Annotated in this window: 11 protein-coding genes; 8 read left to right on the plus strand and 3 right to left on the minus strand. The window is 63.4% G+C overall.

The window, feature by feature from the left end:
* Positions 1–26: 26 nt before the first annotated feature.
* The gene (locus V1280_RS31560) at positions 27–1,088 is read left to right on the plus strand and encodes a phosphotransferase (RefSeq protein WP_334533617.1); all 1,062 of its coding nucleotides are present in this window, start codon (positions 27–29) and stop codon (positions 1,086–1,088) included.
* 138 nt (positions 1,089–1,226) lie between these two features.
* On the opposite strand, the gene V1280_RS31565 is transcribed toward V1280_RS31560, so the two are convergent.
* Genes V1280_RS31565 through V1280_RS31575 form a run of 3 tightly spaced genes read right to left on the minus strand, consistent with a single transcriptional unit; the run spans position 1,227 to position 4,426 of the window.
* Entirely contained in the window at positions 1,227–2,783 is a 1,557-nt protein-coding gene (locus V1280_RS31565; RefSeq protein ID WP_334533619.1) for an MDR family MFS transporter, read from the minus strand.
* Between the two features lie 4 nt (positions 2,784–2,787).
* The gene (locus V1280_RS31570) at positions 2,788–3,951 is read right to left on the minus strand and encodes an HlyD family secretion protein (RefSeq protein ID WP_334533621.1); all 1,164 of its coding nucleotides are present in this window, start codon (positions 3,949–3,951) and stop codon (positions 2,788–2,790) included.
* Positions 3,944–4,426 carry a MarR family winged helix-turn-helix transcriptional regulator gene (locus V1280_RS31575; RefSeq protein WP_234682298.1) on the minus strand — a complete coding sequence of 161 codons (483 nt, stop codon included), beginning with the start codon at positions 4,424–4,426 and terminating at the stop codon, positions 3,944–3,946. The genes V1280_RS31570 and V1280_RS31575 overlap by 8 nt, the downstream gene beginning before the upstream one ends.
* A gap of 156 nt (positions 4,427–4,582) precedes the next feature.
* Between V1280_RS31575 and V1280_RS31580 the strand changes: the two genes are divergently transcribed.
* The 7 genes from V1280_RS31580 to V1280_RS31610 all read left to right on the plus strand — a co-directional run bounded on the left by V1280_RS31580 (position 4,583) and on the right by V1280_RS31610 (position 12,737).
* Entirely contained in the window at positions 4,583–5,077 is a 495-nt protein-coding gene (locus V1280_RS31580) for a Fur family transcriptional regulator (protein WP_334533628.1), read from the plus strand.
* A 118-nt stretch (positions 5,078–5,195) separates the two neighbouring features.
* Positions 5,196–6,149 (plus strand): DMT family transporter, encoded by a 954-nt coding sequence (locus V1280_RS31585; protein ID WP_334533630.1) that lies wholly within the window; start codon positions 5,196–5,198, stop codon positions 6,147–6,149.
* Positions 6,150–6,161: 12 nt separating this feature from the next.
* Entirely contained in the window at positions 6,162–7,445 is a 1,284-nt protein-coding gene (ispG, locus tag V1280_RS31590; protein WP_334533633.1) for a flavodoxin-dependent (E)-4-hydroxy-3-methylbut-2-enyl-diphosphate synthase, read from the plus strand.
* Positions 7,446–7,528: 83 nt separating this feature from the next.
* Positions 7,529–8,425, plus strand: a complete 897-nt coding sequence (locus V1280_RS31595; protein WP_334533636.1) for a TauD/TfdA dioxygenase family protein — start codon at positions 7,529–7,531, stop codon at positions 8,423–8,425.
* Positions 8,426–8,567: 142 nt separating this feature from the next.
* Positions 8,568–11,198 (plus strand): SUMF1/EgtB/PvdO family nonheme iron enzyme, encoded by a 2,631-nt coding sequence (locus tag V1280_RS31600; RefSeq protein WP_334533639.1) that lies wholly within the window; start codon positions 8,568–8,570, stop codon positions 11,196–11,198.
* Positions 11,199–11,279: 81 nt separating this feature from the next.
* The gene (locus V1280_RS31605) at positions 11,280–11,711 is read left to right on the plus strand and encodes a hypothetical protein (protein WP_334533642.1); all 432 of its coding nucleotides are present in this window, start codon (positions 11,280–11,282) and stop codon (positions 11,709–11,711) included.
* A gap of 195 nt (positions 11,712–11,906) precedes the next feature.
* Positions 11,907–12,737, plus strand: a complete 831-nt coding sequence (locus V1280_RS31610; protein WP_334533645.1) for an N-acetylmuramoyl-L-alanine amidase family protein — start codon at positions 11,907–11,909, stop codon at positions 12,735–12,737.
* Positions 12,738–12,741 lie beyond the last annotated feature (4 nt).

Raw genomic sequence — 12,741 nt, forward strand, 5'->3', positions numbered from 1 at the left:
GGCTGCAGCACCGGGGGGCGCGATTCATGACATCCTCACAACTGCCGGCGGTCGCTGAACCCGGTTACCTCACGGCTGCGCTGCGCAAGGCTGGCGCACTGGACGCCGGCGCTGTGCGCGAAGTGAAGGTGCTGGATGAGCGCGACACCGTCGTATCGCACATCACCCGGCTCGGCCTGCGTTATGTCGGGGAGTCCGCCGGTTCTCCGCAGACGCTGATCCTCAAGACGTCGCATGCCGATTTTGCCAAAACGCTCGCCAATTGCGGCCGGCACGAGGTGGCATTTTATACGAAGCTCGCACCGAAAATGCCTCGGGGACTGGTGCTGCGCTGTTTCGACGGGCGTTTCGATGAGGAGGGTTCGAACTGGCATCTGCTGCTCGAAGACCTCACCGATAGTCATGAACTCGCGACCGTACCGACGCTGCCGCCGTCGCGAGATCAGTCGATGGCAATCGTCACGACGCTGGCGGGCATGCATGCGGCGTGGTGGGATCATCCTGATCTCGGCGAGACTGCCGGCACCTGGGCGAGCCCCGAGGACAGCGCGCAACACTTGGAGGTCTTCGCCGGTCATTATGACCGCTTTGCCGATGAGCTCGGCGACCGCCTCAGTGAGGAGCGGCGTATCCTCTACCGTCGTCTCATCGAGCAGTCGTCGCGGCTATCCCAGCGCTATCATTCGCGTCGCCACGTCACGATTACTCACGGCGATGCGCACACCTGGAATTTCCTATTGCCGCGTGCCGGCGTCGCGAACTCCGTGCGCATCTTCGATTTCGACCTGTGGGGCATCAATGTGCCCACCCACGATCTCGCCTATATGATGGCGATCCAATGGTATCCGGAGCGCCGGCAGGCGCTCGAGCGGGCGTTGCTCAACCGCTACCACGAGACGCTGCTCGCACACGGTGTGGCCGGTTACACGCGCGGCGCGCTCGACCAGGATTATCGCTGGTCGGTGCTCTGGCACATCACCAAGCCGGTCTGGCAATGGAGCATCAACATCCCGCCGGGAATCTGGTGGAATAATCTGGAGCGGGTGATGATGGCGGTCGAGGATTTGGGGTGTGAGGAGTTGTTGTAGGGGACGCTCTTGTCCCGGGCGCGGTGCAGCGCGTAGCGGTGCGCCGCAGAACCGGGACCCAGAATGCCGCGGCATGGGCCCCGGCTCAGCAGCGCATCACTGCGTGCTGCGCTGCGTCCGGGGCACGAGACCGCCCAGCTACTCCATCACCGCATGTTCCGGCGCCGCGGTCTGCTTGCGCAGCATGGCCTTGCTCGAGCCGATCATGAATGCCAGCGGGATGGTGCAGAGGATGAAGAACATCACGAGCTGGTAGTCACGCGCAAAGGCGATGATCTGTGCCTGGAGGCCGACGATCCTGTCGGCCATGGCGCGGCCGGCGTCGGTCGAGAGGTTGATCATGCCGCTCACGTCAGGCATCTGGAGCGCGTGGTTGAACGGGTTGATGTGCTCGGACAGGACCGCGTAGGTCTTGCGCGTGCCCTGGGTCAGCTGGGCGATGACGATGGAGATACCGACCGAGCTCGCGACGTTGCGCAGCAGCGTCAGCATCGAGGTGCCGTCGGTGCGTAAGTGGTTCGGCAGCGTCATGAAAGCGACCGTCGAGAGCGGCACGAAGACGAGGCCGAAGCCAAAACCCTGGATCACGCTGACGATGATGATCTCCGGCACCTGGGTCTGGTCGGTCCAGCCGGTCATCTGGTACAGCGATGCCGCCGTCAGCGTCAGGCCGGAGATGATCAGCGTGCGCGCCTCGATGAAGCGCATGATGCGGCCGACCATCATCATGGCGAAGAAGGTGCCGAAGCCGCGGCTCGCGAGCAGGCCGCCCGCGGTCATGATGGGATAGCCGATGACGTTCTGCAGATAGGGCGAGGCCAGCGCCATGGTGGAGTACAGCACGAGCCCCATCACCGTCATGAAGATGCAGCCGGTGAGGAAGTTGCGATCCCGGAACAGCGCGAACTGAATGAACGGCCGCGACGTCGTGAAGGAGTGCGCGAAGAAATAGTAGAAGGCAATGGCCGCGACGGCGAACTCGGTCAGGATCTCGGCGGATTCGAACCAGTCGAGCTGCTCGCCGCGGTCGAGCGCAAGCTGCAGCGCGCCAATACCGATCGCCAGCGCCGCGAAGCCGAACCAGTCGAATTTGAGGCTGGTATCCTGCTTGGTTTCGTCCATGAAGATGCCGAGTCCCAGCACGGTGATCGCGCCGAACGGCAGATTGACGAAGAACACCCAGTGCCAGGAATAGGTCTCGGTCAGCCAGGCGCCGAGCGAAGGACCCATGATCGGGCCCATCATCACGCCCATGCCCCAGATCGACATCGCCTTGGCGCGTTCCTGCAGCGTGTAATAGTCGAGCATCACCGACTGCGACAGCGGCACCAGGGCTGCGCCGAACACGCCTTGCAGCAGGCGGAACAGCACCATCTGGTTGATGTCCTGCGCGAGCCCGCACAGCACGGACGCGAAAGTGAAGCCGGCGGCACAGATGATGAAGATGCGCTTGCGGCCGAAGCGGTTGGAGATCCAGCCCACCGGCGCCGTCATGATCGCGGCGGCGACGATGTAGGAGGTCAGCACCCAGTTGATCTGGTCCTGCGAGGCCGACAGCGTGCCCTGCATGTAGGGCAGCGCGACGTTGGCGATGGTGGTGTCCAGCGCCTGCATGATGGTCGCGGTCATGGCGCAGATCGTCACCATGTTCCGGCGCAGGCCGGGGACCATCAAAGCGGGGTTGGACTCCGCCATCGGATCAGTCCTTGTCCTGGTTCGCCGTCGCCGACAGGCCGAACAGGCCGGCGAGCGAGCGCTGATGGCCGGTGTCGATGGTGGCATAGACGCTCATGCCGGCCTTCAGCTTCTTCACGTATTTGTCGCTCTCGTCGAAATAGATCCGGATCGGCACGCGCTGCACCACCTTGACGAAGTTACCGGTGGCGTTCTGCGGCGGCAGGATCGCGAATTGTGCGCCGGTGCCGGGCGACAGCGAGCCGATCTTGCCCTTGAAGACGTGGTTCGGGAACGCATCGACCTCGAGCGTGACGGCCTGTCCTTCGGTGACGTGGGTGAGGTCGCTCTCCTTCGGATTGGCGTCGACCCAGGGATGGGCGACGTCGATGATGGAGAACACCGCCATGCCGGCCGAGACGTAGCGGCCAAGCTGGATCTGCTCGACCTGCGTCGCCACGCCGCCCATCGGCGCGCGCACCACGGCGTGGTCGAGATTACGCTCGGCGTTCTCGAGCTTGGACTTGGCCTGCGCGTAAGGCGGGAATTTCTCCAGGGGCAGGTCGGTGTCGCCGAGCAACTGGGTCTTGGCGGTCGAGATCTGCTGCTTGACGTATTGTGCGATCGAGCCCGACGTGACCAGCGCGTTCGAGGCGTTGTCGAGATCGAGCTGCGAGCCGTAGCTGTTCTTCACCAGCGACTGCTTGCGCTCGACGTCGCGTTGCTTCAGGTCGACGCCCTTCTGGGCGAGATCGAGCATGTCGCCGTAGATCTTGATGTTGGCGCGGAGGTTGTCATAGGTCGACTGCGCCTGCATCAGCTGCGCCTTGGCCTCGTCCACCGCGAGGCGGAACGGCACGGGGTCGATCTCGAACAGTTCGTCGCCCTGCTTGACGAGCTGACCCTCCTTGACGACGACCTTCTGGATCTTGCCGGAGATATCGGGTGTCACCAGCACCTTCTGCGCGCCGACATAGGCGTCATCGGTGCCGACATAGCGGCCGCCATTGAGATAGAAGGTGAAGCCGGCGATCGCGATGACGATCGGCAGCACGACCATCAGCAAAAAGCGGCGATAGCGGCGCAGGCCGGCGACGAAGCGGCGGCGCGGGTCAGTGCCGGCCTTCTTGGTCGGCTTGCCGCTGTCGATCTTCTGCTCGGGCTGGAACTTAAGAACCTGATCAGCCATAGCGCTGCTCCTTACGCGCTTGTTCCGCGCCAGACGTCTGGATCGCGGTACGCACGTTTTCCTTGATGGTTTCGAGTTGAGTGAGGAGACGGTGGGCGTCCGCCGGGCTGATGCCGTCGAGCGCATTCGCCGTGAGTTCCGATTTCAGGCCGCTCATCTTGCCCAGCAGCGCGCGGCCGGCCTTCTTCAGATAGAGGCGCTTGACGCGGCGATCCGAGGCGTCGTTGCGGCGCTCGATCCAGTCGCTGTCGCACAGCTTGTCGATCAGGCGGGTCAGCGTGATCGGCTGCATTTCCAGCAATTCGGCGAGTTCCGACTGCTTCATGCCCTCGCTGCGCTCGACCTTGGCCAGCACCGCCCATTGCGCGCGGGTGATGCCGAAGCGCGAAGCCTCCTTGTCGGCGTAGACGCGCAAAAGGCGGTACAGCTCGCCGAGCGTGAACAGGAAGTTGTGGTCGACAGACCCGCGGGTCATGAGCTTCGCCTCCAATAAGCTTCACTATAATAAGCAAGCTTATGATTATTTCATGGCGGATTAACGTGATGCTGTCCCGCAGCAAAAGCATGGCTGACCGCCGCGGCGCCGGTCGTGCTTTGGGTTCCCCGGCCGAAATGCTAGAAGGCGGCCCGAATGACCCTCGCAAAGCCGGCATTTCCGACGCCCGACCATGATCACGGCCGCTGCACCGCGGACGCGCTGGCGCATGCGGAAGCGGTTTGCGCGCAGCGGGCGCAGAAATTCACGCCGATCCGCCGCCAGGTGCTGGGTGCGCTGCTCTCCAGCCATCGGCCGCTCGGGGCCTACGAAGTGATCGACGAATTGGCAAAATCGATGGCGCGACCGGCGCCGATCACGGTCTACCGTGCTCTCGATTTTTTGATGGCGAACGGCCTCGTGCACCGCATCGAGAGCCGCAACGCCTATCTCGCCTGCGCCGCCCACGACCATGACGCGACCTCGGCGGTCGCGTTCCTGATCTGCGAGCGCTGCGGTCTTGTCGGCGAGATCCCGTCAGGGTCCTTTGCCAAGGAACTCAACGCCGCGGCGCGTGCGTCAGGCTTCGCGCCAAAACTGTCCGTGGTCGAGATCACGGGCGTCTGCACGCATTGTCAGAAAGCTTCTTAGAGAGATGGAATCAGATCGAGCCACAGTGGCGGTGTTCACCTCTCCCAAGGGGAGAGGTAAAGAGCCCGCCGCCTGATCAATCAAGCAACAACGGCGTAAAGCCGGATCCCGGGAAGACATGTCCGCACCTCAAGCCATCCAATCCGCCGGCCGCCCCCTCAGTGCCGGCGCCATCGCGCTGATGCTCATGCTGTGCCTGACCTGGGCCTTCAACCAGATCGCGATCAAGCTGGTGCTGCCGGATGTCCCGCCAATGCTGCAGGCGATGATCCGCTCGATCGGCGCGTTGCCGGTGCTGTTCATCATCGGCACCGTGCGTGGCGTCAAATTCTTCGAGCGCGACGGCACCTGGAAGCCGGGTCTTGTTGCCGGGCTGATGTTCGGCATCGAGTTCGTGCTGATTTTTCAGGGCCTGCGCCTGACCTCCGCGTCCCGCGCGGTGGTGTTTCTTTACACCGCGCCGTTCTTCGTCGCGCTCGGCTCCTATCAGGTGCTCGGCGAGCGGCTTGGCAGCACGCAATGGCTGGGGCTGGCGATCAGCTTTGCCGGCGTCGCGCTTGCGATCGGCGTGCCGCAGGCCAATGTCGACTCGCAGGTCCTTCTCGGCGATCTCATGATCGTCGCCGGCGCTTCACTTTGGGCCGCGACCACGCTGGTCGCCAAGGGTACGCGGCTGCGCTTCGCCGCGCCTGAAAAGGCGCTGGGCTATCAGGTCGCGACCTCGATCCCGATCCTGGGGACGGCTGCCCTGCTGTCCGGGGAATCGATCACCCACACCCCGTCGCCGCTGTCGTTTGCCTTGATGGCCTTCCAGGCGATCTGGGTGGTTGGAACCACGTTCACGCTTTGGTTCGCGCTGGTGAAGGCCTATTCGGCCAGCAAATTGTCGGCTTTTACCTTCATCACCCCTTTGTTTGGCGTGGTGGGTAGCTATTTCATCATGCACGATCACCTGAGCCTGGCGTTCGGGGCGGCAGCCGTCCTTGTAATTGCTGGGCTTTTTCTGGTTAACCGTCCGAGCCAAACGGCCGCGGCGCCAGCTGATGCATTGCTGAACGTCACCAAAACCTGATATTTGGACCCCATGAACAAGCTCGAAAACCCCCTCGATTCCGACATCGCAGGCCCGGCGCCGCGTCACCGGACCACCCAGGTCAAGGTCGGCGACGTCGCCGTCGGCGGCGGTGCGCCGATCGTCGTGCAGTCGATGACCAACACCGACACCGCCGACATCGACGGCACCATCGCCCAGGTCGCAGCGCTCGCGCGCGCCGGCTCCGAAATGGTCCGCATCACCGTGGACCGCGAGGAAGCTGCTGCCGCCGTCCCGCATATCCGCGACGGTCTGGCCAAGCGCGGCATCACCACGCCCTTGATCGGTGACTTCCATTATATCGGCCACAAGCTGCTCGCGGCCTATCCGGCCTGCGCCGAGGCGCTGGCCAAATACCGCATCAATCCCGGCAATGTCGGCTTCAAGGACAAGCGCGACACCCAGTTCGCCGACATCATCGAGATCGCGAACAAGAACAACAAGCCGGTGCGCATCGGCGCCAATTGGGGTTCGCTCGATCAGGAGCTTTTGACCAAGCTGATGGACGAGAACGCCGCGTCCGCCGATCCGCGCGACGTTCGCGCGGTGACGCGCGAGGCGATGGTGCAGTCGGCGCTGCTCTCAGCCGCGCGTGCCGAAGAGCTCGGCATGCCGAAGAATCGCATCATCCTCTCCGCAAAGGTCTCGGCGGTGCAGGATCTGATCGCGGTCTATCAGGATCTCGCCAGCCGTTCCGACTACGCCATCCATCTCGGCTTGACCGAGGCCGGCATGGGCACCAAGGGTATCGTGGCGTCCTCGGCCGCGCTCGGCATCCTCTTGCAGCAGGGCATCGGCGACACCATCCGCATCTCGCTGACGCCGGAGCCCGGCGGCGACCGCACCCGTGAGGTGCAGGTCGGCCAGGAGCTCCTGCAGACCATGGGCTTCCGCACCTTCGTGCCGCTGGTTGCCGCGTGCCCCGGCTGCGGCCGCACCACCTCGACCACGTTCCAGGAGCTGGCAAGCTCGATCCAGGGTTTCATCCGCGACGAGATGCCGAACTGGAAAACGAAGTATCCGGGCGTCGAGGAGCTCAACGTCGCGGTGATGGGCTGCATCGTCAACGGCCCCGGCGAATCCAAGCACGCCAATATCGGCATCTCGCTGCCCGGCACCGGCGAAGCGCCGGCCGCACCGGTGTTCGTCGACGGCAAGAAGTTCCGCACGCTGCGCGGGCCCACGATCTCCGCCGACTTCAAGGCGCTGGTGATCGACTACATCGACCAGCGTTACGGCCAGGGCGCCAAGGTGCCCGCGCCCGCGGCGGAGTGATCTAGCTCCGCTGCTGCTCCCGGATTGCGCTTCGCTCCATCCGGGCTACCATGCTCCCAATCAAGACGATCGGGAGACACGCCATGAGCTCACTCGCCGGCAAGCAAGGTCCGCGTTATCGCCACACGGCTGAGGACGGCGCGCCTTACGAGACCATCGCGGTCGAGAAGCTCACCCCCATCATCGGCGCGGAGATCTCCGGTGTCGACATCGGCAGGCTCGTCTCCGACGATGCCCGCTCCAACCAGCAGATGGACGAGATCCACCGCGCGCTCGCCGAAAACCTCGTCATCTTCTTCCGCGGCCAGACCATCACGCCACAGCAGCATCTTGCCTTCGGCCGCAAGTTCGGCGAATTGCATTTTCATCCCGCCGCGCCGCATGAGGACGAAGATCCTGCGCTGATGAAGATCTATGCGGATGCGAACTCGCCCCGCGCCAACGGCGAAGGCTGGCACTCCGACGTCTCCTGCGATCTCGAGCCGCCGATGGGTTCGATCCTCTACATCAAGCAGTGTCCGCCGCGCGGCGGCGACACGCTGTTCGCCAACATGTATGCGGCCTATGACGCGCTGTCCGATCGCATGAAGGCCTATCTCGACGGCCTGACCGCGCTGCATGACGGCGAGCCGATCTATCGCGGGCTCTACGCCAATTACGGCGTCGCCGATCGCCCGTCCTATCCGAATGCCGAGCACCCGGTGGTGCGCACCCATCCGGTCACGGGCAGGAAGGCGCTCTACGTCAACCGCGGCTTCACCCGCCACATCAACGGCATCCCGCGCGACGAGAGCGACGCGATGCTCGCCTATCTCTACCAGCACGCCGAGAACCCGCTGTTCCAGTGCCGCTTCCGCTGGACCGAGAACGCCATCGCCTTCTGGGACAACCGCTGCGCCCAGCACCGCGCCATGTGGGATTACTGGCCGCACACGCGCTCGGGCACGCGCGTGACGGTGAAGGGGGAACGGCCGGTGTAAAACGGCCGCCGTCGCCGCCCGCTCAACGTGATCTGAATCACGGATTTGGCGCTGCCCCTGTCGAATGATGTGGGCTCAGGGTGCTGCTTGCGGGCGCTTCAACCAGCGATATACTCGCAAAGGGCGATTTGGGGGGAGTTTTATGCGCTGGGCGGCGGCTGCCATTCTTGCGCTCGTATTTTGCGGGTTCGCAAGTCAGGCGCTGGCCGAGAAGCGCGTCGCTCTGGTGATCGGCAATTCGTCGTACCGGAACGTTCCGAGCCTTCCGAATCCCCAGAATGACGCCGCCGAGATCGCCACCTTGTTCAGGTCCGCAGGATTTTCCGCGGTCGACGCCCGCCGCGATCTCGGAATTTCGGAGATGCGGCGCGCGATCAGCGATTTCACGGAGGTGGCAAGCGATGCCGACGTGGCCGTCGTCTATTTTGCTGGCCATGGCATCGAGGTCGATGGTGCAAACTACGTCATCCCCGTCGACGCGAAGCTATCGCGCGACTTCGACATCGAGGATGAGGCCGTTTCCCTCGATCGCATTCTGAAATCGATCGAGCCCACCAGGCGGCTTCGCCTCATCATATTGGACGCGTGCCGGGACAATCCGTTCCTGAAGACCATGAAGAGAACCGTGGCCTCTCGATCAATCGGTCGTGGATTGGCGAAAGTCGAGCCCGCCGTGTCCGATACGCTCATTGCCTTCGCGGCCAAGGCCGGGTCGGTTGCGCTGGATGGCGACGCGAAGAACAGTCCCTTCACCGCCGCGCTGCTGCACAACATCGCTGCTCCCGGCCTGGACCTGCGGATTGCGTTCGGACGGGTTCGCGACGAGGTGCTGAAGGTCACCAACCGCCACCAGGAGCCGTTCGTCTACGGATCATTGGGTGGCTCCGTCATCTCGATCGTCGATGCGCCGAAACTTCCACCGCCACCAACGACGGACGACATCGTGTGGAACGCCGTGAAGGATTCGACCTATCCCGGCGTGTTCGAGGAGTTCATCGCGAAGTTTCCGGCGAGCCCGCATCTAAAGGCGGCGCAATCGCGGCGCGACGAGCAGAAGCAGGCGCAGGCCGCAGCTGCTGCGCGCGTGCCACCGCCGCCGACTGCCGACGACATTGTCTGGACGGCGATCAGGGATTCGAACTACCCCGCGATCTTCGATGATTTCCTCAGCAAGTTTCCGGCCAGCAAGCATCGCGCCGAGGCGCAATCACGTAGTGACGAGCTCAAAAAGCAGATCGCCGCCGCCGCGGCCCGCGTTCCACCGCCTCCGACCGCAGATGAGGTCGTCTGGGATGCGATCAAAGGCTCAGCATATCCGGCGATCTTCGATGATTTCGCCAGCAAGTTTCCGGCAAGCCCGCATCTGGCGGATGCCCTGACGCGCAGGGACGAGCTGAAAAAGCAGATTGCCGCGACGCAAGCTCCGCCGCCTCCCGCCGCCGAGGACATCGTTTGGGCCGCGATCAAGGGATCCCGCGATCCCGCGATCTTCGATGAGTTCGCGAGTAAATACGCGGCGAGCCCGCATGTCGCGGATGCACGACAGCGCAGGGATGAGCTGACCAAGGAGATTGTCGCCGCTCAAGCGCCGCCACCGCCGCCTGCCGATGAGATCATCTGGAATGCGATCAAGGAGTCGCGCGACCCCGCGATTTTCGAGGAGTTTGCCGCAAAATATTCCAGCAGTTCGCACGTCCCTGCCGCGCAGTCGCGTCGTGACGAGCTGACAAAGGAACGCGCTGCGGCAGCTGCGCCCCCTCCGGCCCCGCCCGCGACCGACGAGATCGTCTGGAATGCAATCAAGGACGGGCACTCGCCGGCCATGTTCGAAGAGTTTCTGAGCAAATTTCCCGAAAGCGCGCGGTCGGCGGAGGTGCGCGAACGGCTCAAGGCGTTACAAGCGGTGCAAGTGGCTTCCACCAACGCCACGCTTCCGGCGCCAGACACGATGCAGCAGCGCGAAGGATTGACGACGCTCGGCATGAAGGTGTTGTCCGAGTCGGAAGAGGCGGCCCTGACGCAGAAGGCCAGTTTCAAGGAATGTGAAAAGTGTCCGGAGGTGGTCGTGGTCCCGCCGGGCGTCCTCATGATGGGGGCGTCGGAGAGTGGATCGAAGCGCGCTACCGAATCGTCCCGCCACAAGGTGACGTTCGCGCATTCATTCGCCGTTGGCCGTTACGCTGTCACGTTTGCGGAATGGGACGCCTGCGTCGCCGATGGGGGATGCAACGGATACAAGCCCTGGGACAATGGTTGGGGCCGCGGGAAGCGACCGGCGATCAACATTTCCTGGTCGGATGCCAAGAGCTATGCGGCCTGGCTGTCGGCCCGCACCGGCAAGACGTACCGCCTCCTGAGCGAAGCCGAGCGGGAGTATGTGACACGGGCGGGAACGACGTCGTCGTTCTGGTGGGGAGCCTCGGTTTCTCGGGGGCAGGCCAACTACGACGACAGGGCCAGCCAGGATAAGAATGCAAAGGGTGGCTCCGGGCAAAAGACGATTCAGGTCGATTCCTTCCAGCCCAATCCGTGGGGCCTCTATCAGGTGCACGGCAATATCTGGGAGTGGGTCGAGGATTGCGTCAACGACACTTATGAGGGCGCGCCTGCGGACGGTAGCCCTTGGCTGAAAGGTCGATGCGAGCAGCGTGTCCTCAGGGGAGGCTCCTGGGTCAGCAAGGCGGATGCAGTCGAATCGGGGAGCCGATATGGCGTGCAGTCCGAAGGGCGCGTGAGCAACGTTGGATTTCGGGTCGCGAGGACATTGAGATAGTCGGGGCCGAATGCGTCGGCCTCGCCAGCCGGAACGATCGCATACAATAACTCTAGGATTTTTTCATTGGAGACTTATGAAATGACAACCTACCCGGTACGCCTACCGACGGCCCTTTTGATCAAAATCACTGCGGGGCTCCTCCTGTTCTTCGGAATCCTCTGTGGCGCCCATGCGGGCGGGGGGAATACGTCGCTCGTCGTGAAATCCGGCGAGGCAAAGGAAATCTGCAAATGTGGCGGACACTGGCGCGTCGACAGCAGTGGTAAGGTCTGGCCCGTCAGCATTGAAGTCGTGTCTCCGCCGAAGAGCGGCGCCGTGACGACGCGAGTGAGCACCGGGCAACGCAAATTGAGAAACGGAGAGGCCAAGACCGTGCGGCTGACCAGCGTGGTGTATCAATCCAAGAAGGGGTACGTCGGTGAAGACTCCTTCACGTATCGGCGCGTGACGGCAGACCCCACCGACCCGGATAATGGCAAGGTATACACTGTCGCCGTCACCGTCAGGTGATGTCGATGAGGGCGGGTACGGCCCTGCTGTTCTTGCGTTGACGTTGTCCCACTCTCGCGCCAATCTTCCCGAACATGTTCGGGAGGATCAGCTATGCTCTACGCCGAGGACAATAAATTCCTGACCGAGTCCGGCTCTGGAACGGGCATGGGCGAGTTGCTGCGCCGCTTCTGGGCAGCCGCAGCGGAGTAACGCTTGTCACGGGCGCGGGGCATCATCGTGGCGATTGTGGTGGCGCTCGTCGCGCTCCCACCCGTGCCGGTCGACGCCGGGCGCACCGCGCCTGCCCGAAAGGTCGCGAGAGCGAAGCCCAAGCCTTCGTCGATCAAACCTTCGCCCGCCCCGGAGCCATGCGAGCCGCGCAAATTCAAGATCATCCTCGATGTCGGACACACCTCGGAATCGCAGGGCGCGACGAGCGCGCGCAACGATGTGGAATTCGGCTTCAACCTGCATTTGACGCGACTGATCGGAGAGCGCTTGAAGTCGGCGGGCTTTGCCGCGACCCGCGTGCTGGTGACCGACGGCAAGGCGCGGGCAAGCCTGCTCAAGCGTGTCGGCACAGCCAACGCCGCGCATGCCGATTTTTTCCTGTCGATCCACCATGATTCCGTGCCCGACAAGATGCTCGAGGCGTGGGAGTTTGAAGGCGCCAGGAGCTATTTCAGCGACCGCTTCAGCGGCCATTCGCTGTTCGTGTCCGAGCGCAATCCACATTTCAGCGCCAGCCTTGCCTTCGCCCGGTTGCTGGGCCGGGAGCTGAAGGAGAAGGGCCTGCAATACGCCACACAATACAGCCTGCCGCTGATGGGCCGTTACCGGCATCCCCTGCTCGACAAGGATGTCGGCGTCTACCGCTATGACGGGCTCGTGGTGCTATCGCAAACGAACAGCGCCGCGGTACTGCTGGAAGCAGGCTCCATCATCAACCGCGACGAGGAGATGGAAGTGAATTCGCCGGAGCGGCAGGAGCTGGTTGCGACGGCCGTGGTGACGGCGATGCGGGCGTATTGCGAGAAGCGGTAGGTTT

The organism is Bradyrhizobium sp. AZCC 2230 (assembly GCF_036924495.1).
Taxonomy (GTDB): Bacteria; Pseudomonadota; Alphaproteobacteria; order Rhizobiales; family Xanthobacteraceae; genus Bradyrhizobium; species Bradyrhizobium rifense.

Bases quoted from the DNA above. Each gene is read 5' to 3' on its own strand.
- V1280_RS31560 (WP_334533617.1), top strand. From the start codon at position 27: ATGACATCCTCACAACTGCCGGCGGTCGCTGAACCCGGTTACCTCACG.
- V1280_RS31565 (WP_334533619.1), bottom strand. From the start codon at position 2,783: ATGGCGGAGTCCAACCCCGCTTTGATGGTCCCCGGCCTGCGCCGGAAC.
- V1280_RS31570 (WP_334533621.1), bottom strand. From the start codon at position 3,951: ATGGCTGATCAGGTTCTTAAGTTCCAGCCCGAGCAGAAGATCGACAGC.
- V1280_RS31575 (WP_234682298.1), bottom strand. From the start codon at position 4,426: ATGACCCGCGGGTCTGTCGACCACAACTTCCTGTTCACGCTCGGCGAG.
- V1280_RS31580 (WP_334533628.1), top strand. From the start codon at position 4,583: ATGACCCTCGCAAAGCCGGCATTTCCGACGCCCGACCATGATCACGGC.
- V1280_RS31585 (WP_334533630.1), top strand. From the start codon at position 5,196: ATGTCCGCACCTCAAGCCATCCAATCCGCCGGCCGCCCCCTCAGTGCC.
- ispG (WP_334533633.1), top strand. From the start codon at position 6,162: ATGAACAAGCTCGAAAACCCCCTCGATTCCGACATCGCAGGCCCGGCG.
- V1280_RS31595 (WP_334533636.1), top strand. From the start codon at position 7,529: ATGAGCTCACTCGCCGGCAAGCAAGGTCCGCGTTATCGCCACACGGCT.
- V1280_RS31600 (WP_334533639.1), top strand. From the start codon at position 8,568: ATGCGCTGGGCGGCGGCTGCCATTCTTGCGCTCGTATTTTGCGGGTTC.
- V1280_RS31605 (WP_334533642.1), top strand. From the start codon at position 11,280: ATGACAACCTACCCGGTACGCCTACCGACGGCCCTTTTGATCAAAATC.